Origin of the sequence: Sulfitobacter sediminis (assembly GCF_040811725.1) — a bacterium.
In the GTDB taxonomy this organism is placed as follows: domain Bacteria; phylum Pseudomonadota; class Alphaproteobacteria; order Rhodobacterales; family Rhodobacteraceae; genus Sulfitobacter; species Sulfitobacter sediminis.
The window spans coordinates 1-25,401 of sequence record NZ_JBFNXX010000032.1 but is presented as its reverse complement, the minus strand read 5'-3'; the positions used below and the strand labels follow the sequence as shown (position 1 = coordinate 25,401).

General features: G+C 56.9%; 18 protein-coding genes and 2 pseudogenes. 12 read left to right on the top strand and 8 right to left on the bottom strand.

Annotated elements, in window-relative coordinates:
- Positions 1 to 196, top strand: a 196-nt coding sequence (locus tag AB2B41_RS21275; protein WP_367879843.1) for a hypothetical protein, incomplete at its 5' end; no start/stop codon positions are given.
- A 209-nt stretch (positions 197 to 405) separates the two neighbouring features.
- Positions 406 to 1,845, top strand: coding sequence for a pilus assembly protein TadG-related protein (locus AB2B41_RS21270; protein WP_367879842.1), 1,440 nt, complete (start codon positions 406 to 408; stop codon positions 1,843 to 1,845).
- A 740-nt stretch (positions 1,846 to 2,585) separates the two neighbouring features.
- On the opposite strand, the gene AB2B41_RS21265 is transcribed toward AB2B41_RS21270, so the two are convergent.
- The 6 genes from AB2B41_RS21265 to AB2B41_RS21240 all read right to left on the bottom strand — a co-directional run bounded on the left by AB2B41_RS21265 (position 2,586) and on the right by AB2B41_RS21240 (position 11,025).
- The gene (locus tag AB2B41_RS21265; protein WP_367879841.1) at positions 2,586 to 2,834 is read right to left on the bottom strand and encodes a MoaD/ThiS family protein; all 249 of its coding nucleotides are present in this window, start codon (positions 2,832 to 2,834) and stop codon (positions 2,586 to 2,588) included.
- On the bottom strand, positions 2,831 to 5,095 hold the full coding sequence (locus AB2B41_RS21260) for a xanthine dehydrogenase family protein molybdopterin-binding subunit (protein WP_367879840.1): 2,265 nt from the start codon (positions 5,093 to 5,095) through the stop codon (positions 2,831 to 2,833). Before AB2B41_RS21260 ends, AB2B41_RS21265 begins: the two co-directional genes overlap by 4 nt.
- Positions 5,092 to 5,574 carry a (2Fe-2S)-binding protein gene (locus tag AB2B41_RS21255; protein WP_367879839.1) on the bottom strand — a complete coding sequence of 161 codons (483 nt, stop codon included), beginning with the start codon at positions 5,572 to 5,574 and terminating at the stop codon, positions 5,092 to 5,094. The genes AB2B41_RS21260 and AB2B41_RS21255 overlap by 4 nt, the downstream gene beginning before the upstream one ends.
- Complete coding sequence (locus AB2B41_RS21250; RefSeq protein ID WP_367879838.1) at positions 5,574 to 6,434, bottom strand: FAD binding domain-containing protein; 861 nt, start codon at positions 6,432 to 6,434, stop codon at positions 5,574 to 5,576. Before AB2B41_RS21250 ends, AB2B41_RS21255 begins: the two co-directional genes overlap by 1 nt.
- 377 nt (positions 6,435 to 6,811) lie before the next feature.
- Entirely contained in the window at positions 6,812 to 9,916 is a 3,105-nt protein-coding gene (locus AB2B41_RS21245) for an efflux RND transporter permease subunit (protein WP_367879837.1), read from the bottom strand.
- The gene (locus AB2B41_RS21240) at positions 9,913 to 11,025 is read right to left on the bottom strand and encodes an efflux RND transporter periplasmic adaptor subunit (protein WP_367879836.1); all 1,113 of its coding nucleotides are present in this window, start codon (positions 11,023 to 11,025) and stop codon (positions 9,913 to 9,915) included. The genes AB2B41_RS21245 and AB2B41_RS21240 overlap by 4 nt, the downstream gene beginning before the upstream one ends.
- 707 nt (positions 11,026 to 11,732) lie before the next feature.
- Here AB2B41_RS21240 and AB2B41_RS21235 point away from each other — a divergent pair.
- The 5 genes from AB2B41_RS21235 (at position 11,733) to AB2B41_RS21215 (ending at position 14,788) form a co-directional block, all read left to right on the top strand.
- Positions 11,733 to 12,041 (top strand): bactofilin family protein, encoded by a 309-nt coding sequence (locus AB2B41_RS21235; protein ID WP_367879835.1) that lies wholly within the window; start codon positions 11,733 to 11,735, stop codon positions 12,039 to 12,041.
- Between the two features lie 273 nt (positions 12,042 to 12,314).
- On the top strand, positions 12,315 to 12,533 hold the full coding sequence (locus AB2B41_RS21230; RefSeq protein ID WP_367879834.1) for a hypothetical protein: 219 nt from the start codon (positions 12,315 to 12,317) through the stop codon (positions 12,531 to 12,533).
- The gene (locus AB2B41_RS21225) at positions 12,455 to 12,646 is read left to right on the top strand and encodes a transposase (RefSeq protein WP_367879845.1); all 192 of its coding nucleotides are present in this window, start codon (positions 12,455 to 12,457) and stop codon (positions 12,644 to 12,646) included. Before AB2B41_RS21230 ends, AB2B41_RS21225 begins: the two co-directional genes overlap by 79 nt.
- A gap of 455 nt (positions 12,647 to 13,101) precedes the next feature.
- Entirely contained in the window at positions 13,102 to 13,362 is a 261-nt protein-coding gene (locus AB2B41_RS21220) for a hypothetical protein (RefSeq protein ID WP_367879833.1), read from the top strand.
- 121 nt (positions 13,363 to 13,483) lie between these two features.
- Positions 13,484 to 14,788 carry a UDP-glucose dehydrogenase family protein gene (locus tag AB2B41_RS21215; protein WP_367879832.1) on the top strand — a complete coding sequence of 435 codons (1,305 nt, stop codon included), beginning with the start codon at positions 13,484 to 13,486 and terminating at the stop codon, positions 14,786 to 14,788.
- Positions 14,789 to 14,908: 120 nt separating this feature from the next.
- Here AB2B41_RS21215 and AB2B41_RS21210 read toward each other — a convergent pair.
- Positions 14,909 to 15,108 (bottom strand): annotated as a pseudogene (locus AB2B41_RS21210) (IS3 family transposase); the annotation flags it as partial.
- On the opposite strand from AB2B41_RS21210, the pseudogene AB2B41_RS23905 reads away from it, so the two are divergent.
- The 5 genes and pseudogenes from AB2B41_RS23905 to AB2B41_RS21185 form a co-directional block, all read left to right on the top strand.
- Positions 15,104 to 15,335: pseudogene (locus tag AB2B41_RS23905) on the top strand (transposase); the annotation flags it as partial. The pseudogenes AB2B41_RS21210 and AB2B41_RS23905 overlap by 5 nt on opposite strands.
- A gap of 342 nt (positions 15,336 to 15,677) precedes the next feature.
- Positions 15,678 to 16,358 (top strand): hypothetical protein, encoded by a 681-nt coding sequence (locus AB2B41_RS21200; protein WP_367879831.1) that lies wholly within the window; start codon positions 15,678 to 15,680, stop codon positions 16,356 to 16,358.
- 785 nt (positions 16,359 to 17,143) lie between these two features.
- A complete protein-coding gene (locus AB2B41_RS21195; RefSeq protein ID WP_367879830.1) occupies positions 17,144 to 20,179 on the top strand; it encodes a trifunctional glycoside hydrolase family 18/polysaccharide deacetylase/glycosyltransferase family 2 protein in 3,036 nt (1,011 codons plus the stop codon).
- 53 nt (positions 20,180 to 20,232) lie between these two features.
- The gene (locus AB2B41_RS21190) at positions 20,233 to 22,734 is read left to right on the top strand and encodes a DUF3131 domain-containing protein (protein ID WP_367879829.1); all 2,502 of its coding nucleotides are present in this window, start codon (positions 20,233 to 20,235) and stop codon (positions 22,732 to 22,734) included.
- 124 nt (positions 22,735 to 22,858) lie between these two features.
- Positions 22,859 to 23,731, top strand: a complete 873-nt coding sequence (locus AB2B41_RS21185; RefSeq protein WP_367879828.1) for a hypothetical protein — start codon at positions 22,859 to 22,861, stop codon at positions 23,729 to 23,731.
- 42 nt (positions 23,732 to 23,773) lie between these two features.
- Here the strand turns inward: AB2B41_RS21185 and AB2B41_RS21180 are convergent.
- The coding region (locus AB2B41_RS21180; protein WP_367879827.1) for an Ig-like domain-containing protein at positions 23,774 to 25,401 on the bottom strand (1,628 nt) is incomplete at its 5' end.

The window sequence follows — 25,401 nt, the reverse complement described above, 5'->3', positions numbered from 1 at the left end:
ACATCATCATGCAGTACCTGGAATTACATTCCGCCAAATGATGCCACCGGCCTCAGCCGGTGTGTCATTCACTGGCCGCCTATATTGTAACCGTTTTGTGAATGGCGTTGAAAACAAAGGCGAATATCCGCTTACAGGTCATCTATACGCAGACTTATCCACAAGTTCTGGGGAGGCAATAATTCTTGCTTTGTGATCCAATCGGGTGCAGCTCGGCGGGAATCATAGCTGCGACCTCACATAATGCTTTGAATGAAGGCGCTTCACTGAGGCTGCCGCGCAAACGTGTCAAAAAGGCGGTTCTTGGCGAACTTTGGCCTTATTCTAGCCAGTTTTGGAGCCCATAAGAGGCGCTCGGAAGACAACTTCAGTGGGTGGGGGCTCAGAACCGACTGGAGATAGGCGATGAACGACGGCAGAAGTATCAGAGGAAATCTCCTCGGCGGAGATCGCCGTAGAATCCGCGACTTTGCCCATGACGAAGACGGCATGGTCACGATCTTCGCAGGTTTCATGATCTTTTGCATGGTCATGATTGGTGGCATTGGGGTCGACATGATGCGACATGAGATGGAGCGTGTCCGGCTCCAGGCTATCGCGGACCGCGCAGTGTTGGCAGCCGCTGATTTAGATCAGGAACTCGCTCCAGAAGCAGTTGTAAACGACTATTTCGCCAAGTCAGGCGCTGCTGACGCGATTTCAGGGATCGTAGTTGATCAAGGTCTCAACTTTCGAAGAGTGACAGTCGATGCTGAAATGACTATGAACACACAGTTTATGGACTATCTCGGCGTGGAAACGCTGCGAGTTCCGGCACTCTCTACGGCTGAAGAAAAGATCAATAAGGTAGAGATATCGCTGGTTCTCGATATTTCTGGCTCAATGAGACATAATAGTAAGATGCAAAACATGAAGGATGCGGCAAACACCTTCATTGACACCGTTCTTCGGCAAGATACGGGCAATCAAATCTCTATCAATCTTGTGCCCTACTCAGCGCATGTGAACATTGGTCCAGACATCCTGAACCTTCTTAACGTAAACCCTGTCAACCCGCGGCACGATTACTCTCACTGTGTGGAGATACAAGACCAGGAATTCGATAAGACAGGGCTCAACGACGAGCGCAACTACTTCCAGATGCAGCATTTTCAGTGGAAGCTATACTCCGGTGAGGCTCCTGGCGTGAAGAACACTCTCTACGACACAGTCTGCCCGCGATACAGCTACGAGCGGATCATTCCACTGAGTAAGGACGCCGAGTTTATTAAGAGCCAGATCAATCAGTTCAAGCCGCGCACACAAACCTCAATATTTCTTGGGATGAAGTGGGGAGTGGCCTTACTTGACCCGAATACGAACGACATTGTTTCTTCTCTTGCTGGGCAGGGGGTTGTGGATTCGGAGTTCTCAAATCGTCCTGCAGCCTATTCGGACGAGGAGACACTAAAGACAGTTGTGCTGATGACTGATGGCGTAAACACCCAGTCTCGCAGGATCAGGCAACCATACTACAACTCGGCTTCAGAGGTCTTGCACTGGTCGAGATACAATCTGCAGTACTATCTGAATAACTATGTTAGCCCTCGTCATCGAGACCGCTTCTACGAGGTGCACTACACAGCAGCGCAAGGTGACTTGCTTCTAAACAACATCTGTGAAGCGGCTAAAGCAGAAGGCATCATCATTTGGGCTATCGCTTTTGAAGCCACGGAGCATAGTGAAAATGTCATGCGGAACTGTGCCTCATCTCCGAGCCACTTTTTCAGCCCTGAAGGCACAGAGATTTCCGACTCGTTCTCGTCAATTGCTCGCCAGATCAATCAGCTCAGGCTAATCAATTGAGCACTTATCAAATCGAATACGGTGATTGTAGCGGGTATTGATCCCCCGCGCTTACCAAGGCAGCTTTTGGTGAAAGGGCTCAGATGTGCGAGGGGGGCTGTGCAGCTGCACAGGGTGAGAAATTTAACCATTCAATGGTTTAGCGCAACCCCTCTTGAATATGCCGTTGCGTCATCCTGGGAGGTCAAGGCTTACGGCAATGCTCCCCCGCTAGTCTCTGCATAACCAACCGAGGAGGTAGGGGAGATACCCAACCACTCACTTGTTGCGAACAACAGGACAGCTAGGTACTGCAGCGAGTGGCAAGCCCCTTACCCTACGTAACTTGAGGCTCAGAAGAAGTAAAACAGGTTCCTGAGTAGCGGACGAGACGACATACCAGCTTCCCTGACATTCGCTTTTCCTACCCCCAAGAGGAGCTTTTTGAAAAAAGTACCCCCAAGGCTCAGTGGGGAGGAGAACCAAGGGGGCTGAGAGGAAGTAACGTCGGAGGCTCCACCGTCATACTCCATTACTGAGAGCTTTTCGGAGATATGACAGTGAACACCACTAAACAATCTCGCACATACCGAAGGATTGTTTCGATATGTGGGCTAATCCAAGGCGATTTCGTGGCGGGTATCCAGCGTTTGGTGCTGCGCCTTGTAGGCTCTGAACCGCACCTCGTGGCTTATGCGTCATCTGACATTGTGTGATTGCTGCGGCCGCTCTTATGTCGCGGAAGTCCTGTTTTCGCGTTCCTAGCCGCCAACAAGACGGCGCATCAGGAAAACCTCAGCCCCTTCGGGCAGCTCTTTCGACCAGTCATCGCGGTAGATCGTGCCGTCCACAACCACCGCAACTTCGTTCTTGATTGGGTCCTTCAGACCCGGATAGCGCTCCCCCAGCTTTCGCAAGAGCTCGCGGATTGTTGTGGCCTCCACCGAGACCTTCTTTTGATTGTCGGCCAAGGGGATCAGTCCGGCCCAGAGGGTCACCTCGACCTTCACGTCCCCGCCTGGTCGTGCAGGGCCGCCAAAATGCGGGGCGGGGAGATGGGCACGTGGGTCATGCGCACCCCGACTGCGTTAGAGACGGCATTGGCCACCGCAGCCAGCGGTGGAACGATGGAGGTCTCACCCACACCCCGCACGCCGTAGGGGTGGTTGGGGTTGGGGATCTCAAGGATCTGCGTATCGATCATCGGCAGGTCGGAGCAGACCGGGATACGGTAGTCGAGAAAACCGGGGTTCTGGAGGCGTCCATCCTCACCGTAGATGTACTCCTCGTTCAGCGCCCAGCCGATGCCCTGTGCCGCTCCGCCCTGGTATTGCCCCTCAACGTAGGCGGGATGTACGGCCTTGCCCGCATCCTGGATTACGGTGTAGCGGATGACGCTTGTCGCCCCCGTCTCCGGGTCCACCTCCACATCGCAGATGTGGGTGGCAAAGGAGACACCTGCGCCATCGGCCACAAGTTCGCTATGGCCCGCTATCGGTCCGCCTGTGTTTCCCGCTTCCGCAGCGATATCCTTGACTGAGAGCGGCGAGAGGTTGCCGTACTTCGACCCAGCGGCCCTGGCTTGCCCTTCTTCCCAGTAGACATCTTCTACGGGAATGTCCCACATCAGGGCGGCCCTTTCGCGCATGACCTTAATGGCGTTCCGCGCGGCGGAGATTGTCGCCATGGAGGAAGAAAAGGTGCCACGGCTGCCGTCGGTCATGTCGTTGTAGCCCAGTGTGGCCGTGTCAGCGACGACGGCCTTGATGTTGTCGTAGGCAATACCGAGCTCTTCTGCCGCGATGAGCGAAAGAGAGGCGCGTGCGCCGCCCACATCGACCGTCCCGACTGCGAGCGTGACTGTCCCGTCCGCACTGATGTTGAGATCTGTGCAGGTTTGGCCGCCGAAGTTGAACCAGAAGCCGCAGGCCATCCCGCGCCCCTGGTTCTTGCCCAGGGGGGCAGACATGTGGGGATGGACGCGCGCGGCTTCCAATGTCGGCCCTATGCCGATCGGGCCGTAGACAGGGCCGTAGGAGGCTCTTGTCCCCTCCTTCGCCGCATTCTTGATGCGCATCTCAACCGCATCCATGCCGATCTTGTGCGCCAGCTCGTCGATCGCACTTTCAACGGCAAAGGCCGCCATAGGCGCCGAAGGCGCACGGTAGGCTGCGACCTTAGGCCGATTGACGACCACCTCGATACCCACTGTCTTGACGTTTTCCAGATCGTAGCAGGCGAAGGACGTCATCGCGCCGATCTCGGCCCAGGTGTCCGCATAGGGGCCGCTGGTGTAGCGCAACGTTGAGGTGGCGGCGGCAATCTTGCCGTCCTTAGTGGCACCGATCTTGATGTCGATCGATGTCGCGCTTGTCGGTCCGGAGGCGCGAAAGACCTCTTCGCGTGACATCACAAGCTTGACCGGACGCCCCGCCTTGCGTGAGAGGGCGAGGGCCACAGGCTCTGTCCAGACGTGGGTTTTGCCGCCAAAGCCGCCCCCGATTTCCGAGGAGGTGACGCGTAGCTTCGACACCTCAAGCCCAAGCAAGTCCGCGCAGGTTTGACGATAGACAAAATGTCCCTGCGTGCAGACCCAAAGATCCGCTGTGCCATCCGCGTTGCAGCTGGCCACACAGGCATGGGGTTCGATGTAGCCTTGGTGGGTCTGCTCTGTCTTGTAGCTCCGCTCGACAATGACATCGGCCTTGGCAAAGCCTGCCTCGACATCGCCGTGCCCGAATTCGGAGCGGGCGGCAACGTTGGAGGGCGTGTCTGGCGTCGGTTCGACCCCTTTGGTGAAAACCTGATCGTTGATGATTGGTGCATCGGGCCTTGCCGCTTCATCTACATCGACGACGTGGGGCAGCACCTCGTACTCCACCTTGATCAGCTTTAACGCTGCCCGCGCGACTTTGGCATCAATCGCTGCCACGGCGGCGACAGCGTGGCCATCGTAAAGCGCCTTCGTGCGTGCCATGCAATTATCGAGGACTGCGAAGAGGGAGGCATTCCCATCTGTGAGATCAGGCAGATCGGCTGCGGTGATGACCGCCTTGACCCCTCTGAGGGCTTCGGCGCGTGCCGTATCGATCCGGACAATGCGGGCATGGGCGTGGGGGCTGCGCAGGACGCGGGCGACGAGCTGGCCCGGCATGTTGAAGTCCGCGCCATAGCGGGCCCGTCCGGTGACCTTGTCGACACCGTCAGGGCGCAGGGGTCTTGTGCCGACGGATTTGAGTTTCTTTTCCTGAAAGGTCACGTCGAAACTCATGCCACTTCTCCCCTCATTTCGCGCGCGGCGTCCTGCACCGCACGAACGATCTTGTCATAGCCGGTGCAGCGGCAAAGGTTGCCCGCCAGCCAGAACCTGATTTCCGCTTCGGTGGGGTCCGGATTGACCTCCAACAGCGCCTTCGCGGTCACCAGGAAACCCGGCGTGCAGATGCCGCACTGCAGGGCCGCATGTTCGATGAACTTCCGCTGCAGGGGGTGCAATTCCTTGCCTTCCGCCATGCCTTCGATGGTCTCGATGGTGCGGCCCTCCGCTTCGGCACCGAGGACGAGGCAGGCGCAGACGACCCTGCCGTCCAGGATCGTGCTGCAGGCCCCGCAATCCCCCGTCCCGCAGCCTTCCTTGGCGCCCAGAAGGCCCAGACGATTGCGCAGGACATCGAGCAGCGTCTCATCCGGCTGGCAGAGAAATTCGACGTCATCGCCGTTGATGATGGTGGAAACAGCTATTGCAGACATCAGGCACCTCCTGCGCGGTCATAGGCATTACGGGCCGCACGTTTTCCCAACACGCCAGCGACATGCTTGCGGAAGGTGGTGGTGCCGCGCTTGTCATCAATGGGGTTGCAGGCGGCGGAGCAGGCGGCAGCCAGAGCATCGAGCGCGTCATCCTCAAGCTTCGTGCCGATGATCGCCTGAGCAGCCGCTTCGGCAAGGACCACGGTCGGGGCCACGGCCCCCAGGGCGACCCGCGCGGATTTGACCGTGCCAGATGCGTCGAGCGTCAAATTCACGGCAGCACCGACGACGGCGATATCCATTTCTGTGCGTGGAATGAAACGCAGGTATGCATCGGCGGAATGGGGGGGCGGTTTGGGGAGCTCGATTGCTTCCAGCAGTTCACCTGGCTTCAGGGACGTCTTGCCTGGGCCCACTGGGATTTCTTCCACCGCGACGGTGCGCGATCCGTCGGGCCCCACAATCTTGGCGCGTGCGCCTGCGGCAACAAGGGCCGGAATGCTGTCGGCGGCCGGGGAGGCATTACAGAGGTTTCCTGCGATCGTGCAACGACCTTGGATCTGCGTCGATCCGATCAGGTTTGCGGCTTCCACGACACCCGGCCAGGCGGCCTTAAGCGCCTGGTGTTCGCCCAAGGCGGCGCAGGGGACGGCAGCGCCGATGATGAACATGCCATCGGTCTCGCTGATCTCAGCCATGCCCCTGATTGCCTTGATATCAACGATGAGATCAGCATCGAAATCATCGCGTTTCATCCGGACCAGCAGGTCAGTCCCACCTGCAAGGACAAAGGCATTATCGACATTCCTAGCCAGCATTCCGACGGCATCTTCGATTGTCTGGGGGCGTTCGTAGAACATAGGCTTTGGCCTCCCTGAGAGGTGGTGCTTTTTTTTGGACGTGGCTCTTTTGAGGATTGGGCACAACGCCATCAAAATGCAAGCTTATGTTGCGGCTCTCTTGGCGGAACGGTAGATCTCGGCCGGGCGGCAGCGCGATGAGGGTTTTTCCGTGCTTTTTATGATGTGACTACCCCCAAGGTGGTTTTCGGCGCCAGAGCTTGATGGTCTGATTGGGACCTGGCAGGCGGAGATCTATCAGGGTTCGTGGTGACAATGCACTGGGCCGCTCAAAGAAGCCGGTTTTACTTTAGCAATCGTAATCCTGAACCAGACCCAACAGACCGTTGCGATAAGACGGGATCCGTACACGTCCACACGGACCAGCATGATGAAATCTAACCGGCAGGGGATGCCGCGATATTTTCGAGACGGTGATCGAACATGCGGTCGTGCGATGCCCAGAACACCGCAAAGAGAACTGGAGTGACCACCAGCGATATGATTGCTGAAAGAAGCACCCCACCTGCAATTGCGACAGCAAAGGGCGGCCAGAAGCCCCCACCCGCGAAGATGAGCGGAAGAAAACCGGCGAAGGTGGTGATCGTCGTCGAGCTGATATGCCGCACCGAGCGGCTCGTGACCAGCACGATGGCCTTCATATCCTGCCCGCGCGCGCGCAGGTCGCCCTGGAGGGCCGTTATGACGATGATCGCTGTGTTGATTGACACACCGATTGCACCGATGATTCCGATATTGGCCATGATGCCTAGAGGCTGAGCCGTGAGAGAAAGGCAGAGAAGGCTTGAACCCACGGAAAGCACGCAGACGATCCCGGAAATCGCCGCGAGGCGAAAAGATCCGAAGGTGAGGATAACCGTGGCCATCGCGAGAACGATGATCACGCCTAGCGAGGCCTGAAGGTCTTTCATGGTCTGGTCGCGGGCGTCGCTGTCCCCGCCGGTTTGCATGCTGATACCAGTAGGCAGGGTAAACCCGGCCGCTTCAAGCCGTGCCAGAAGGTCGGCTTCCACGCTTTGCGGCAGAACATCGGCAGCGGTAAAGGCCTGCACGATGTTCACCCTCTCGCCGTTCCGGCGGAACAGGGCGCTTTCCTTCTGCGTGAGGCGGATCGTGGCGAGGCTGGAAAGGGGCGTGGCAGAGAAGGCATTGCCGTCCCCCCCCCGAGCATGAGGTCGTATGAGGTAAAGATCGCCGATGGCACTGATGCTCTGGCGTGACTCCTGGGCCGCCAACACCCGAATGGGTATCTGCTCTTCCCCTTCCTGTATGGCACCGCCTAAGCGCCCATCAAGCAAGTCACCGATCTGGGCGGCAACCGTGGCATTCTCAAAACCGAGAGCTTCGGCGCGGGCCTCGTCGATCTCGAGGATCACGCCGGGCGCCCCACCGGACAAAGACGCACGGGTTCCAACAACACCGGGGGTGCCGGTCATGATGCGCCGGATCTCTTCGCCCGTCTTTCGCAAGGCCGCGACATCTTGGCCGAAAAGCCGGGTCTCGACAGGAGCCGTGACGGGTGGGCCCTGCACCAGCCGGCGCACAACGACCTGCGCCGCGGGGATATCGGCGCCGAGGGTGCCCTGGACCCGCCGGAGAATGTCAAGCGTAGCGGCAGGTGATTGGGTCACGACCATGGCATGGGCGTAATGGGGCGTGCTGCCCTCCTGACTGAGCACGTTATAATAGAATACCGGAATGCCGCGCCCAACCATCCAGGTCACACCTTCGACCAGAGGATCGGCGCGCAGGGCGTCCCCCACAGCCTTGGCGGCTGCGCGTGTCTGTTCGATCGGAACGCCAGGTGCCATGTGGATTTCGACCTGGAACTGGTCGCGGTCCACGCCGGGAAAGAACTGCGCGGGAAGCGTGGGGGCAAGGACAAACCCCAGCAGCGCGGGCGACAGGAAAAGTGGCAGGGACAGGCGTGGGTTCGAAAGGGCCCAGCCGAGGCTTGCGGCGAACCAATCAAGCGAGGCGGACGTAGCCGTATCTTCCCGCTGCTCATGCAAGAGCCGTCCTGCCAGACCGGAGGCAATCACCAGCGCGATAACGAGCGACCAGCCCAACATCAGGATGACCGCGATGGCGATGGTACTGATGAAGTCGCCCGGTGCACCGGGCAGCAGGAGCATCGGCATGAATGCAAACGCCGTGGTCAGCGTCGAGGCCATAAGAGGTGCGGCGAGCCGGCGGACCGATCCGCTGACAGCCGCTGCCCGCGACTGACCGGCCGCGATCCGGCGCATGATCTCGTCAACCATGACGATATTGGCGTCGACCACCAGACCAAGTGCTACGATCAGTCCGGTGATAGACATCTGGTGGATCGGCACGCCGACGTAATAGAGACTGGCAATTGTCGCGAGACCGACCAGCGGGATCGTTGCGCCCACGATCAGGGCTGCACGCAAGCCCATCGAGACGAGAAGGATCGCAACCACAAGGACCAGTCCGATGGCGAGCGACCAGGCGACCTGGGACAGCCGTTCGTTGGTGTAGCGGCTCTGGTCAAAGATCATCTCGATGCGGAGCCCATCCGGCGCCGCGGCCTCGAAAGCGGCGAGCTCTGCGCGGATATCCCCGATCCAGCGGTCGATCCTTTCTCCGTCCTCGATACGAGCGGCCACGAGGACCGCATCCTCGCCGTTATGAAGGGCAAGGGTCTGCGCCGGATCGCCTACGGTGCGCGAGATTTCTGCAACGGACCCGAGGTGGAGCGCTGCATCCGTGCCCGCGCGCAGATCCACATCGTATAGGTCCTGAAGCGTTGTTATCGCTTCGGGCGCATTCAACTGCATGTTTAGGCCGTCATTGGCTAGGCGGCCTGCCCTTGTTCGCCCATCAGCCTGCGTGATGGCATTTGCAATATCGGCAACCGTAAGGCCAAGCGACGCGAGCGTTGCAGGCGGGATTTCTACGCGGATTTCCTCTTTCGGCATGCCGAATGTCTTGATGTTGCTCGTGCCCGATACGTTTTGCAGCTGTAACGAGAGGGCATTCGCATAGCGGCCAAGGATCCCGGGCGGAATGTCCTGGCGTGCGGCCGAAATCGCGATGATTGCCGCGAACGTGTTGGCGAAATCGGTATCGACCTCGCTCGGGCCTGCTCCTTCGGGATAGCTAGGGCGCGCGTCTTCCAACTCGTCGCGTACTTTGGCCCAGATGCGCTCTATCTCGTCCTCGTCGACCGAAGCCATCAGCTCGACAGAAATAACGGAAATGTCCGCAAAGGACGTCGACTCGATCAGGTCAATTTCGGGAATCCGGCGCAGGCGTTCCTCAATCGGGATCGTGAGAAGCTCTTCAACACGGCTTGCCTCTGCTCCGGGGTAGGGCGTGTTGATCATGGCATAAAGGTTCGTGATCGTGGGATCTTCCTGCCTGCCGATGGTGGTCAGAACGGACAGGCCCCCGACCAGAATCAATGCAATCATCAGGACGAGCAGTCGGGGCTGGCGATAGGTGAGGTCCAGTTTCATCGGATCGGCGATACCGTTTGGCCTGGAACCAGGCGGTGCTGCCCCTCGGTGACGAGAAGGGCGTCCCGATCGAAGGTCCCACGAACAAAGGCGGTCTCGTCATTGACATTCAGGATCTCGACAGCTTCGACCGCGATACGGTGAGCATCCCCATCTGGCTGTGCGACCATGATCTCCCAAAGGCCCCGCGAGCCGTCGCGGAGTGCGCTGATCGGCACCTGCGCACCTCTGGCGGCGATCTCTTGCGTCATCTGCACCGTCGCCACGCTTCCGGCGATGATCACGGGATCCTCCTGCAGTTCGAACAGTACGGTTCGCGTCTGGGTCGCGGGATCGAGGTCTGGGAGGATCGCGGTGATCCGGGCGGCAACAAGTTCGGCCCCGATCAGCAGATCGTGTTCATCGCCAATCGAAAGGTCGCGGCACAGTTTCGCGTCAATGCCGATCCTGACGTTGCGAGGGCCGTCCTCGATCAAACGCAGTATCGGTTGCCCTGCTTCAAAAGAACTTCCGAAATCGGCGAAATGCTGGGAAATGCTTCCAGAAAAAGGGGAAAACAGCGTCGCTCGCCGGATACGAGCCTCGAGCATGGTGATCTGTCCTTCCAGATCGGCCGTGCGTCCTGATACCTGTGCAAGCGAAATGCGAAGGTGGTCGATGGTGCTCATTGCAGTGCGATCTTTTTTCGAAAGGCTCTCTTCGCGTTCGAGCGAGGTCTGCAGAATGCGTCTTTCTTCGTTGGCGGTTGCAAGCAGCCTGACAAGGCGAAAGCGCTCGGTTTGAAGCAACTCGGTATCGAGTTTTGCAAGCGCGGTCCCGGCAACCACGGACTGTCCCTCATCGGCGAGGAGAGCGGCGAGTCTACCGGGCTCGTCAAAGGCGATGTCGACGGTCCGATTGGGCTCGATCCGGCCGGAAAAACGCCGCAGCACACTGTAGTGATCTGCAGCATGCAGCGGGGCCACAGAAACGGAAGTCGGTATCCTGGTCACCGGCCGGATCGCCGCCATGGCATCGGTTGCTGGAAGGAAACGCGACGACACCACGGCGACAGTCCCCATGAGGATCATCGCAGCACCCATCATCGTCAATCGCTTGACATTAAACATTGCCCACCTCCCGCACGCCGAGGCCCTTGCCCGACGATCCTGCCCGCACGGACAAAGATTCGCGTCTCAAGAGGGGTACAGCTGAATTCAGTCGGTATCTCGACTGCAGTTTGAAAAAACGGAGGCTTCTCCATGGCGCGCTTGTTCGGTCCAGGCGATGCAGCGGATTGCTGAACCAGTGCCGAAAGGAGGGAGGGCGATGTGAGAGGGTACCTGACCAATGACTGCTATGTCCGGATAGTGTTAAGAAAGTCGGTGCTCCGCGACGAACAAGCGAAATGGCGGAAAATCATTCCGCGAATGCGCCCGTCTGCGAACGGGGTTTGCTCAGGCGGCACCTACAGGACGATGGTTCCTATATTGCGTCGCGATTTACGGGTTGCTGAGTTTTTCGACACGATCTCCGCGCAGCGGCCTATGCGTTGTGGCTTCTACCGGACAGCTGACAAGGACTATTGGTGCGCGCATGCCCTATCGGTTCAGTTTTGCAAACTCGGGTGTTTTTTTGGGGAGCGTCCCAAGCGAATGCGATCTGGTTTACAGAGCCCTCGTCGCAAAATGGCGCCAAGTCCCGCAAGGATGTCGTTCGATGCGGTCAATCATTGCAAGATTTTGGGCCGAAAGCAGATAGCGCAAGTTTCAATGTTGTGTTTAGGGTGAGAACCGATTTGCGCTGTCAATTTTAATTTTGGAAGGAAGCCGCTGTTATGACGTCTGTCATCGAAGAAGAGCTAACGTTGGAAGGCAATATCACATCAAAAGAGGGTACTGTTGAGGTCAAAGGCAAAGTGCTCGGCAATGTCGTCGCCGCGTCGGTCGTTCTCCATCAGCGTGGAGCTATTGACGGAGCTTTAACCGCTACCTCCGTTTCCCTGGAAGGCAGCTACCAAGGTTCTTTGAAATGCGAAGATTTGCGCGTCGCCTCAACTGCAACCGTCAAAGGCGATGTTTCATCAAGAACGATGACGACTGAAAGTGGAGCCAAACTAGTTGGCAAGGTCAACATTGGCGGTTGAGATTAGCTTCGGGCAATCTTGGCTTCAAGCGCACTATCGGCGCTGTCAAACCATCTAGATAACCAATGATGGATTCGCCCGCTCTCTAGCCCATGATGTTCAGTACAGCGAATAATGACCTAGAGCCTGAGGCAAGCGTTTCGAACAGGTTACACAAGGCGGCCTGTCACGTTTGCTTCCTCCTAATTGCACCGGTCGCTCCAAAATGCCTGAGCGTGTGCCGCGAATCCAAGAACCAAAGCGCACTGAACAGTTTCATGCACGGTGCTCTGCGTGATTGCCGACGGATTCATCGCGGTACATGCCACGCTCTGCAAGGGCTCCGCCGAACGCGACGCGATCATAAAGAAACAAGCTGATCAGCAACCGGTCGCGCAACGCCTGATGACCATTCGCGGCGTTGGTTCGGTCGTATCGCTCGGCTTCATTGCTTTTTTGATGATCCAGAGAGGTTCGGAAAGACGTCCGATGTCGGCGCCTTCCTCGGACTGACACGGCGAAGATATCAGTCGGGTGAGATGGACTGGCCGGGTCACATCTTGAAACGCGGAGATCGTGCAGGCCGCATCCTGTGCTTCGTGAGACCATGCGTTTCTCGGCACTGAAATCCTGGGCCGTGCGCTTAGCGGCGCGGATGCAGCAAGGCCGCCGCTGCCACCGCCCGAAAGATCGCCGTGCTTATGTTGACGCTTTGGAAGAACGGAACGGAGTACAACTGGAACAAGGAGGCCAGCGCAAGCTGCGAGCGCCTTCCCTGAATCTCCCGAACCCGTACCGGGTGATTTCGGTCCCCCGCTGATGGGTGTGGCTCAGCTGCTTGCCATGCTCGGTTATTCAGAACACTTCTAGTCTGCAGCAGGCCCTCAGGACATCTCGGTCTCGGCAACCTAACTTGGCTCGTCGGCTCCCTCTCTACTGTGCGATTGGATAAGCATGCAGTGCAATCGTTCGAGGACGTTTGGACAGGACCGCTCTGCTTTGATAGGCTTTTGACGTCAATTGGGCTCTGCGGGCCGACATCAGGCGGTCACATCGCGACAGCGAGAGGGAGGGTGTTCTGGTGCAGCATGATGGACATCATTGGGGCGACGCCCCTTTTGAAGAGTTCTTGGAGGCCGAACTCTTGGGGCTTGCGGAACGGGCGCAGGCCAAAGGGATTTGCATTGATTGTCTCAGCGACCGCCTGATCCTTGAATTGGTGGTCGGTCTGATGCGCAATGGCGTTGCGGAAACGGAAGTTCTGTCAATTGTGCATGAGGCTTTTGACGAGGCGGACGCGGAAGCTGGTGAGCGTCGTGGGGCACCACACAGGCTGCACTGAGCTTTGAAAATGCGGGAAAGCACGGTCAGGCAGATTGCGCTTTTGCAGTATGACCTCTAGCAACGTGACCTAGAAAGGCACTTGCTCAACTTCTTTTTCATCCATCATTGAGAGTACGTATATGCGCATTGCGGTTATTGGAACTGGCTACGTTGGCCTTGTATCGGGGGTTTGTTTTTCAGACTTCGGACATGAGGTCGTCTGCGTTGATAAGGATGCCGACAAGATTGCGAGACTACAGGACGGCCAAGTGCCGATCTATGAGCCGGGGCTTGATGCGTTGATGGCGCGAAATATTGCAGCCGGAAGATTGACTTTCACTGGTGATCTGAAGTCAGCCGTTTCAGGTGCGCAAGCTGTCTTCATTGCTGTCGGCACCCCAACGCGGCGGGGCGATGGCCATGCAGATCTGAGTTATGTTTTCGCGGCCGCGGAAGAGCTGGCTGACGTTCTCGAGGACTACACTGTCGTGGTCACCAAATCGACGGTGCCTGTGGGAACGAACCGAAAGGTCAAAGAGAGGATTGTCGCTGTCAATCAGGCGTTGGACTTCGACGTTGCCAGCAACCCGGAGTTCTTGCGTGAAGGCGCGGCCATTGAAGATTTCATGAAGCCGGATCGCGTGGTGATAGGAACCGAGACCGATCGGGCCGCGGAGGTTATGACCGAGATCTATCGACCGCTTTACCGGCGTGACTTCCCACTTGTGATAACGGATCTGGAAAGCGCGGAGATGATCAAATACGCCGCCAACGCATTTCTGGCGACCAAGATCACCTTCATCAACGAAATCGCTGCCCTTTGCGAGCGGGTGGGTGCAGATGTGAAGCAGGTCTCCAAAGGGATGGGGTTGGACGGACGGATCGGCAATAAGTTCTTACACGCCGGCCCTGGGTACGGCGGCTCTTGTTTTCCAAAAGACACGCGCGCATTGGCACGCATTGGTCAGGAAAATGCGGTTCCCATGCAAATCGTGGAAACAGTGATCCGGGTAAACGAAGAGATTAAGCAGCGGATGATCGAGAAGATCGTCGACCTTTGCGCGGGCTCTTTGAATGGGAAAACGATTGTTGTTCTTGGAGTAACCTTCAAGCCAAACACCGATGACATGCGGGAGGCGCCAGCCCTTAAGATAGTTCCCGCCTTGGTTGGCGGGGGCGCCACCGTAAGGATTGTTGATCCGCAGGGTCGTCGCGAAGGTGAGGCGCTTTTGCCGGGTGTGCATTGGTTTGAGGACCCTTATCGTGCTGCGGAGCAGGCTGATGCTCTGGTGATCCTGACAGAGTGGAACGAATTCCGAGGGCTAGACTTGCAGAGATTGGCAAAAGGTATGGCCAACGCCCGCATGGCGGACCTGCGCAATATCTATTCTGAAGCGGTTGCTAGCCAGGCTGGTTTTGAAAGCTATGAGGCTGTTGGGCGGTAACGCAGGACGTCGTCTGCTTTTTGGACAGTTGGATCAATTGGATTTCTCTTTGTAGAGCTCATTCCGTTCGAAGAACGCGAAGGGGACCTGTCACGTTCTTGTGCCGCACCTGGTTCTCGTTTAGGCCACTTTCCGTTCGAAGGCGACAGGACTTTTCCAGCCCAGTGCTGAGTGCCGACAGCGCGGATTGTAGAAGTCGTTGATGTACTGGAAGACGGCTGCTTCAGCCTGCCGTTGCGTCTGCCATGACCGCGTGCAAATCAGCTCAGCCTTAATTGTCTTGAAGAAGGTTTCGACGGCGGAGTGTCATAACAATTCCCCGACAGCCACTGGATCAAGCTGAGCACGAGCAACCCACTGGAGCGGATCATGAGGGAGATCAGGCGGCGCACCCGCTTGATCGGCGCTTTCCCGGACGGGGAAGTTCTGCCTGAACCTGGCTTCGGCCCGACTACGTCACATCGCGGGCACCCAATGGTCCACCCGAAAGTACATGAATGTGACACCGCTATTCGCGGATCAAACCCACGGAGCCGTCGTCACCTAAAATCAAAGGTGCGAAAGATCTTTGACACTAACAACTGTTATGGTGGCATAGGCCATGCAATGCGCCTTAGTTCGAGATGTAATGGCGCCCGAAATTGGCCTTCGTTTTATCCACTGTAATGGCATAGGACCGGCCAAGACTTGGTGGTTCTTGGGAGAGAAGACCGCTGCTTACCCGGTATCGCTACGCCACTTCCCTGCAAACTGATATAGACTAGAAGGGCCCCAAAGCTCTGCCGGTGAACTGGGCTCCATGGGTTGACCTAAGGTGCAATATGGTAGCGGAATGGAACGACTGCCTTGATGGTAGTGAAGGAGTGGGTGAAAAGGTGGTTGGGCAGGCATGAGCGAGGGCACAAAGGCCTTTCAGGCTGTACTCCTGCCGGTATTGGCAAGCCATTTCCCAAATGCACTGGCGTCTGACCTTGAAGCTGAAAGCTTGCGTATCGCTCTTGCAGTCGTACTCGATGGAAAAGATGAGTTTTCGCTAGAGCGGCACATGGCGACTGCCCGCGACTTGAGCACTCTCGAAGAAATAGGTCGCCTGATGCAGGAGTTGGCTGAACTTGTCGGCAAGCTGCATCCTGATACGCAAGTCAGCTTTCTCAAGGCACGGTATGAACATGATCCAGAGGCATCATTCTCGTCGAACAGAACGCTGTTCTTGGAGCGATTTGAGAACGAAGTTGACCGGATGGCCAGAGGCTTTCGAGTGGTCGAGGAGGCAGTTCAGTCCACTGGACCTTGGGTTTCCCGACCAAACGGCAAGCCTCGGACTGATACTTCCGTGATGGTTGCTTGGGTGACCGGTATCGCCTTTGACCGCTTGTCCGAGGACCGGCCCAATATCGTCGACGACCCGAACACGAGCAAAGCGAGCGGCCCTTTTCTGGAGCTTGTGACCGATGTTTTCAGGGTTCTCGAGATCCATCATAGCCCAAAAGAAAATGCAAAAAGAGCTGTTGCTGCGATTAGCGAGAACAAGCATCCGATTACAGGGGGTTACTCCCCTTTCCTAGTGTAAGGGGCTTCTAACGCATTTTGTTTCGAAGCTTGGAGCCAAACACTGCTCAGCGCGATCCGAGCGCACTCAGCGGATTTCCAGAATCACCACGCGTTCCGTCCGCAAGGTAGCAAGTTAAGTTCTGGAAACAATGACGGCTATTCGACCGGATCATTTGTCCACCCCCGACAATGCGGCAACAATTGGCGTGAAATGCGTAAAGAATTTGACCAAGCAGGCCAGGGTTCACTAGGCTGAACGCGTTCAAAGCACATGTGCAGACACTGGGTGGGGGCCCAATGTTGCCGATCTGCCTGTAGTCGGTAACCCAACGCACAGGTTTCGTTCGTGTCTTTCTCGCATGACACAGTCAGCGTTCCAGGGTCACATGACCAAAGGCTGCTCTTGCGATGTGCTGGCAGGGTCCGCCGATGCCTGTAAAGCGATTTGTGTTTCACTATGAGCCCCTAGAGAGGAGCGCCTCAGCGAAAGGCGTCTTCAGCGACCCGGATCGACGTCGACAAAGGCGATGGCGGCAAAGCGTTGCTCTCCTGACTGGTTTTTTCGTTGTCTGGATATTCCTGTTTTTTGCGGGCGCGCAGCCTGGGGGCTATGGTTTGGCGACAGCCGCGGCCCCGCAGAGTGATGCAGCATCAAGTGCGCGTTTCCCCGCTCCTCTGGCCTCAGATCGACACCTCCTTGAGGCACGACACCCAGGGGCAGGGGATTGCGTCGCCAACCGGTCGGCGGCAGCTCAGTCTGGCCCATCGAGAGCGTTCCAGGTTTTTGCGCATCTGCCCGCTTCTTTGGAATGGGCGCATCTGTCGCTTGAAGAGAGCTGTCAACGTATTGATGTCCTGGTGCCGGATTGGATCTCTCTGGAGGAACAACCTGACGGGGTCGCGGTCAAGCTTGTGAGCGACGATACGCGGATGCCTGTCGAGGCATTTCGCGCAGGCACCTCGACCCCCCCAAAACTCATGCCACGCGTAGAGATCAGCCTTCGGCCATTTGACACGGCGTTCATGGCCAAGCTTGCAGATAAAGGACTACGGGCGACGTTGGTTTCTGATCTCATCATTACTCTTCGGGGTCTCAGGGTGTCCGGCGCCTGCCTCGATTTGGATCAGTTCCCGCAAGACGCCCGTGAGGGGGGGCAAGCCTTTCTGGATGAGATGCGTTCTTCCCTTGCGAAGGCGGGGCTGCGTTCCTGTCTTATTGTCAGCGGGAACGACAGGGAGTGGATTGAGGCGCAACGTGCGCAGGGATTTGATCATGTCATCGTCAAATTCTTCTATGAGCCCTGGGTTGGATCATCTCCTTCTCCTCTGAGCGAAAACACCTGGTTCCTCGAGACGGCTGAGGAGGTGATATCGGTTGTTGGCCCTGATCGGTTGGTTGTCGCTTTGGGGATGTTCGGGGCCAGTTGGGAAGCGGGAGTCCCCCTTCCGAGGCGCCTCTCCTACGGCGAGGCTTTGGCGGTGGTATCTGATGGAGTGGCCGAGCTGACTTTTCAAGCGGACCTCTCCGCAAGCGTTGCGAGCTTTGAGAACAATGCGGGTGTGCGCCAAACCATCTGGCTGCAGGACGCGGCTTCTGCTTTTAACCAACTCTCGATGTTGGAAGGTGTTGGCGTTAACGCTGTTGGGATTTGGTCACTTGGACTGGAAGACCCTGGTCTTTGGCATCTCCTCAAGGGTCAGCGCACACATGATCGTCTCAACACGCCTGAGCTATCCGGGGTTATGATTGAGCGCTTTGTCGACTATGCGGGGGTGGGGCCTGCCCTGCGTGTTCTTAAGCGTGCGACCTTGGGATTTCGTACCTTTGAGGTCAATTCGGAGACAGACCTCATTGAGGCGCAAGTCTATCAGGCATATCCCACGCCTTATCGTTTGACTCGTTACGGGAAACCTAAGCCTGGAGAGGTCGTTCTGACTTTTGATGACGGACCTCATCCGGATTTCACGCCGGATATTCTTGAAATACTCGAAAAGACCAACACACCCGCTGCCTTCTTTCTGCTGGGTCAGAATGTCATGACCCATCCCGATATTACCCGGCAGATCGTTGATGCGGGTCACGAAATTGGGACCCATTCTTTTTCTCATCCGCGCATGGATCTGATTTCAGCCTCACGTACCAATCTCGAACACGAAATGACGGAGCGTGCGATTGCCGCTGCGACGGGGCGCACAACCACACTTTATCGTGAGCCTTTCCTGCGCAGCGGCGGCCCCATCAGCGCCAATCGCGTTGAGCCTCTCGTGACGACGCAATCGCGCGGACAGATCAACTATGGCATGGACGTTGTGCCAAAAGACTGGCTGGGCCTTTCCAGTGACGAGATCGTCAATTACGTGATCGAACAAGTAGAGGCCGGCGCGGGCAATGTGATCCTTTTGCACGATGGTGGGGGGCAAGACCGCACCGCCTCTGTAGAGGCCCTGCCGCGCATCATTTCAGCGCTGCGCGCCCGCGGCTATACATTTATGTCGGTTGCGAGCGCTTTAGACATGGATCGTGATGTGCTCATGCCGCCCGTCTCAGGGGTTCAACCGTTTTTTGATCGGCTTTCCTTTGCGTTTGCGTCGGGGACGATGACGGGGCTTGTTCTGATCTTCTGGGTGGTACTTGTGATTGGTCTCTGCCGGTCGTTGATGGTTCTGGTGCTTTCCGCTTGTCGTCGGCGCCACAGCGCGCTTCCTAGCGGTCCGCACCCCAGAGTTGCCGTTGTTATTCCCGCCTATAATGAAGAAGCAGCCATCACCAAATGCATCGAGAGCGTGTTGACGAGCGATTATCCATTTCTGGAAGTTGTGGTGGTGGATGATGGCTCTGCGGATGGGACCCTGACCAAAGTGCTTGAGTTCGCGCATGAGCCCGCGGTGCGTGTTATTTCCCATCCCAACCAGGGCAAGTGGAGTGCTCTCAATCGGGCAATCTTGTCGCTAGATGCTGACATCACGGTCTGCATCGATGCCGATACGCAGGTCGCGCCAGATGCGATTACGCAGATGGCGGCACACTTTCAAGATCCGAAGGTCGGTGCGGTCGCGGGGAAAATTGTCGTGGGGAACCGGGTCAATCTCCTCACGCAGATGCAGGCCTTGGAATATGTCACGGCTCAAAACTTTGAGCGACGGGCCTTTGACAGGATCAATGGCATTCTTGTGGTGCCGGGAGCGATCGGCGCTTGGCGGACGTCCGCCTTGCGCAAGGCGGGGCTCTTTTGCTCAGATACTTTGACGGAAGACTGCGACGTGACCATTGCCGTCAATCGGGTTGGCTACCGTCTTGTCTATGACGAGCGTGCCGTGGCCTATACGGAAGCCCCTCAGACGCTCCGCACCCTTTTGGCGCAGCGCCTTCGTTGGTCTTTGGGTATGTTCCAATCGGCTTGGAAGCACAAAGGGGCCATCTTGGAGGGACGGGGTGTCGGTTATGTCTCACTTCCCGACATGGTCATCTTTGGCTATCTCTTCCCTCTTCTGGCGCCAGTTGCAGATTTGTTTGTCCTCATGCTTGGCTATCATCTGATCGCAGGTTCCTGGTCTGGAGATGTTGGCCAAGCTGCACAGACAGTTGCTCCCGAGATGATCTGGGCCTATCTGGCGCTGCCAGCCCTTGAATTCATGATTGCGGCCTATGCTGTGCTGACCGATCGCACGGCAAAGAAGAGTTTGATCTTCATCTGGCCGTTCCAACGCATCTTCTATCGCCCGATCCTTTATTTCACGGTCTTTCGGGCACTGATGCGCGCCCTGTCTGGAACACTCGCCACCTGGGGCAAGACCAGACGCCACGGGGAGGACCTGCTGCATTCGGAGAAAGCCGCATGAATAGACGTCGATTTCTTCTAGGCTCTGCTGCCGTGGTTGCGACCCTCCCGTCCGTGACAAGAGGACAGGTGCTCGGATTTCATAACCGCGTCACTTGTCTTGTGGTGAGAGATGTCACACCAGGCGTGTCTGTCCGACATCTGATGGCGCTTTGTGATGTCTTTGTTGAAAAAGGCCTGCCCTTCTCATGTGTCGTCTCGCTCCTTTCGGAAGCGGGGCGCGCTCCTACGCTCGATGATCGCCTCTCCAGCCTGCTTTCAGCCTATGCGATGCAGAGCAAAGGGTTCGAGATCATCCCCTTTGTGCCCGGTCTCTCGAAGCGCTCTTCCTATTTTCAAGGACGAGCTGTGCGGGACGCGTATGCTGGCCTTAACAGCGTATTAGCGCCTGTAGTCCATCTTCAACGCAGGAAGTCTTGGGCAAGCCTTGTGGCCTGCGGAGATCTTCCGCAACCTAAATCACCGATGGGGGTCAGATCGGCCGGTGTGCGCACAGTGCTTTCACTGCCGGATGAAGAGAGGCCGGTTTCTTCGGAGACTTGGCCAAATGGTGTGGTGCGGCTCTTTGGTGGCAAGGCAATCGATCTTCGCAGCCAGGCCGTGGCGAAGACACACACACGCCCCGATGCCACGCAGGCGCTCTTGTATTTCTCTGCCGCAGATCTGGAGACCATGACTGTCGAAGAAATCTCGGCGCGCGCAACTGAATTTGCGGAGGAGCTTCTTGCATCGGAACGTACGGGACGGAATTCGGTGCAGCTGATTTCTGATCTGCAGCTGCGGGATCACTACGGTTTCCGGCGATACCTTGCGGTCCATTTGACACGCCCTGCGCAGGACGATGCGCTTGACGGGGCGGTCTTTGAGGACTTCGTAAGCGATCTGAGGCAAGAGGGTCTTCTGGTCAGTATCGGAGAGAAGCCAGGGACCTTTGATGCCGGGCGAGTAACGGATTATTGGCTGCCTGTTTCTACTCAGGGTTTCGACCCCAAAGCCCCTCTAGAACTCGATCAGGTGACGAGGGCCTGTGGCCGGAAGCCTGTGCGGTCTTTGAGGGCTGGTCCAAATCTTTTGTCTCCGGGGCATAGCCTGGCGTTTGGAGATGCCTTGCAGTTAACACCCGGTTTCGACGCCTGTGGGGTTTTTTGGCTGCCCAGCATTGACATCGCATCGCCGGAAGAGGCCGCCACATTTGCACCAGTGCTTGGCAAGACAAACGATGTTGTGATCTCTATTCGACCTCAGGCGTTGAAACATGGTTTTGCACGGCGGGCTTTGCGGAACCAGCTGATTGCGCTTGCATCTGACGGGGTCACACAGATCGTATCGGTACAGTTTCTGGGTCAGCTGATTGCCCCTCAAGGTGCGGAGATCGAACGTCAGCGACGCACAATTGCCAGCCTGGCCCGGAGACGGATGCGCCGCGTGAGCACAGCGGACGCAGAGCGGCAGGCACTTTTGGAAGATGCCCGAATTGCCTGGAATTATTTTGAGGACAACACCCTTCGAGAGACAGGACTGTGTCCTGCAACTATGAACTTCTCTCCCGTGAATGGTCGAGTGCATCAGACCGTGACCATGTGGGATGTTGGGAGTCACATCAATGGACTGATTGCGGCACGGCAGCTTGGCCTGGTGAGCTCGGCGGGTTTTGAGCAGAGCATTGGAAAGATCCTCAGACAGGTTCGCGGTCGTCGCTCTCAAGGCCGACTTCTCCCCCAAGGCTGGCTGCGTGTGGACCGGCACAAGTGGGGCAACAAGAACTTCGACGGCAGCGACGCGGGCCGCCTTTTGGCCGCGTTCGTCAACTTGAGCCGGTCGTTTGGGATGAAAGACCAGATAAACGCGTTGGTTGAAAGCTGGGACTTGGAGAAGATTGTGGTTAGGGGCGAAGTACATTCTGTCACGGACGGAGAGCTGAGATCGGCTTATCGATCACATAGTGCCCACTATGCAGCGCGCGCATTTCGCAGTTGGGGCATAGAGGTTGCCTCACCTTATGAGGTCTTTGAGGGGCGCTCTGCCTACGATGATCAGATGGCGCTTCTCGAGCGGGTGTCTTGGATTGGTCCAATTGGTGCGGAGCCTTTGTTGCTGGAAGCACTGGAGTTGGGGATGTCAAAGGAAAGTGCCTATCTGGCCGAGGTGCTTTTTGCCGCCCAGCTGGAAGATCACGAAGAGACGGGTCGTCTCATTGCCGTCTCAGAAGGCCCCATCGACAGAGCACCTTGGTTTACCTATCAGGGGCTGCAGATGGATGCAGTGCGGCGCACCTGGGCACTCGACACGGTTGGATATGAGCCGCAATATGCCAATCGTGCGTTTTGGCATGAAAACCTCGTGATCAGCTCAAAGGCGGCCTATCTGTGGGCTGCGTATAAACCACACGCGTACTCTGAGAAGCTACTGAGATATGTCCGCGCAAAAGCCCGCACGACGCGTGGTTTTGCCTCGAGCATTTTCAGTCAGAGCGGCCGCGTGACCTCGACTTATACTGATTTGAACACCAACGCGGTTATTCTGCAGGCGATTGCAAATACACTGACGGCAGCGTGAGCGACACGCTTGTTTTGTTAGTGTCCGAGGACGTGGTGTTATTTCTGCGCCGCCAATGGTCGATGCTGACATCCTAATTAGCATATGCAAAGATTGAGCATCAGAGACAGAAGAAGAAAAAGCTATGTTCAACCCAACGGCAGTTGTCGCCGCCAGCTTTGGCGAGCATCTGGCTCAAACCTATCTTCAATACTTCTCGGGCCGAAAAGCTGAATATGCCGCTTTCATCGACGGCTGCGCGCGGATGATCCTGGAACGGCTGGGCAATTCGGACGCGCTTTATCACAATTCCGAGCACACGATGATGGTCACGCTTGTCGGTCAGCAGATCATTCGCGGTCAATTGATCACAAGGTCCGTCAGACCTGAGGACTGGCTGCACTTCATCGTCGCGCTTCTGGTCCATGATATCGGGTATTGCCGGGATATTTGCGAGGGGGACACCCCGACGTCAATCATCATCAACGAGGCTGGAGACACGATTTGCCCGCCGCGCGGTGCATCGGACGCGATTCTGGCACCCCATCATGTCGACCGTGGGAAAATCTATGCACGCCAGAGGTTTTCGCAATCCAATCTGATTGACGAAGAGCGGATCGTCCAAGCGATCGATTACACCAGGTTTCCGGTACCCAAGACAGCCGACTATGCCTGTACCGACAGCGAGCCCGCGCTAGTGCGGGCCGCCGACCTGATTGGTCAGATCGCCGACCCGTTCTATCATCGAAAGATATCGGGGCTCTTTCACGAGTTCGTGGAAACCGGCTTTGCCGAGAAACTCGGATACGAGACGCCGATGGACCTGATGGAGCAGTTTCCGACATTCTTCTGGCAGCAGGTCCAGCCCTTGATCGGGCCCGCCATAAGGCACCTTGAACAGACCATGGAAGGGAAGCAGTGGGTCGCACAGCTTTACAACCATGTGTTCCAGGCGTCGCATCGGTCCAGTTGTCTTGGCCCTTTCAGCGGTGCCCCCGAACCACCGAAAGCGGGCTAGGCCCAAGAAGTCCGTTGACGCTAAAGGCCCTTATGCCTTCGATCACGCCTGGGTCGGCTCTTCCGTGATAAACGTAAGGGTCGCAAAGACGCCGAGGCTGGCGAAGTCGCCGCCGAATCCTTCCATTTGAACAGCGTTCTCGCCGACCTTTGTCAGGGTCCAATTGGACGATTCCTCAACGCCAACGCTGTCGAACGCATCCATCCGGATGTCGATTGCCTCGTTGGTATCTTGCGGGTTCCCTTCCACCAAACGCAGTAGTTCCTCGGCTTCGATAAGCAGGGCGTTTCTCTGACCGTTGGCAAGGTCGATCGTACTGGTTTCAGCGAGCAACTCAGGTGCCAACTCATGGATTGCACCAAGGTCCACTTCAACAATACCATCTGAGCTGTTCAAAGCGGATTGGTCGACAGTACCAATTTCTAGCGCTTTACCTTCTCCTGAGTCTGACGCAGTAAATGCTAAGCCGTTCGCATCATATATGACCTCATCATATATAACCTCATCGGTGTTGACACTTACGAACGTCACCTCGACATAATCTCGCGTCGTGCCATCCTCAAAAGTGACCTTGCCGGTGGCACTGACAAGTTGCCCGTCGATGAGCGTATCAGAGCGCTGAACTGCCAAGTCAATTTCCTCGATCCCCAAGGCACTCAGCGATCGAAGCTCGTTTGTATCTGAGACTCCGTCCAAGTTGGTGTCGATCCACACGTGGATGTCGCCGAACCCCGCATCATTCGAGTCCACCACACCATCGCGATTGCTGTCGTAGGTAGTGGCTAGTGCATCCAGCGAGGTCGCGAACCCACCTTCGCCGAAAAACGGAGAGAAAACCTCTCGACCACTCTCAATGCTGCCGGATTTATCCAAGTCTACTACCAGTAGGCCGTCCTGACCATTTGTCCAAGCAGAACGCTCTGCCAAGCCATCCGCATTGAGATCGAAGTTGACCGCATCCGGCAGAAACGAAATCCCATCCTCTCCGAGGTCAATCACCAGCGGGTCTTGCGTCGCGTCATCATAGACAAGACGGTATCCAAAAAAGTAACCATCGCCAGGTGTTCCGGCAGTAGGTTCGTTAGTCAGCGTCATGTCGATGTCTACCGTTCCATCCGGCGCGATTGAGCTCCAGAAAGTGGAAGATAGCGTGATATTTAGGTTCCAAGTTATATCAAACTGGTTCCCATTCGCATTTTCAACTGCAAGGACTTCGCCGGTGAAGCCTGAAACAGCAGTAGAGTTATCAAGTTGGCCCGTAACACCTGCACCGACTACTTCAGCTGCAGGTGCAAATGTGCCGAGCACAGTGCCAGCTACCGTAATTTCGATACCTGCGTTAGGGCCTGTACCATAGTTGCCTTTCATAAGAAGCTGAAGCAGTGCCTCGCCATTGGTACCCCCGTCAACCTCCTTGGAGAAATTTTGGGTCTGACCATTCTCGATTATATCTATGCTTTCGTTGAGCTGTGAGCGATCTGTTGGCGCTTGCGTCAAATCGACTGGAACAACGGTGACATCGACTGTCGCGGTATCGGTGCCGCCGTTGCCATCGGAGACGGTGTAGGTGAAGCTGTCGGTGCCGTTGAAGTCGGCATCCGGCGTGTAGGTGACCGTGCCGTCACCGTTGATGACGACCGTGCCATTGCTCCCGTTGGTGACGCTGTTCA

Coding starts and splice junctions, on each gene's coding strand:
- AB2B41_RS21270 (WP_367879842.1), top strand. CDS start 406: ATGAACGACGGCAGAAGTATCAGAGGAAATCTCCTCGGCGGAGATCGC.
- AB2B41_RS21260 (WP_367879840.1), bottom strand. CDS start 5,095: ATGAGTTTCGACGTGACCTTTCAGGAAAAGAAACTCAAATCCGTCGGC.
- AB2B41_RS21255 (WP_367879839.1), bottom strand. CDS start 5,574: ATGTCTGCAATAGCTGTTTCCACCATCATCAACGGCGATGACGTCGAA.
- AB2B41_RS21250 (WP_367879838.1), bottom strand. CDS start 6,434: ATGTTCTACGAACGCCCCCAGACAATCGAAGATGCCGTCGGAATGCTG.
- AB2B41_RS21245 (WP_367879837.1), bottom strand. CDS start 9,916: ATGAAACTGGACCTCACCTATCGCCAGCCCCGACTGCTCGTCCTGATG.
- AB2B41_RS21240 (WP_367879836.1), bottom strand. CDS start 11,025: ATGTTTAATGTCAAGCGATTGACGATGATGGGTGCTGCGATGATCCTC.
- AB2B41_RS21235 (WP_367879835.1), top strand. CDS start 11,733: ATGACGTCTGTCATCGAAGAAGAGCTAACGTTGGAAGGCAATATCACA.
- AB2B41_RS21215 (WP_367879832.1), top strand. CDS start 13,484: ATGCGCATTGCGGTTATTGGAACTGGCTACGTTGGCCTTGTATCGGGG.
- AB2B41_RS21200 (WP_367879831.1), top strand. CDS start 15,678: ATGAGCGAGGGCACAAAGGCCTTTCAGGCTGTACTCCTGCCGGTATTG.
- AB2B41_RS21185 (WP_367879828.1), top strand. CDS start 22,859: ATGTTCAACCCAACGGCAGTTGTCGCCGCCAGCTTTGGCGAGCATCTG.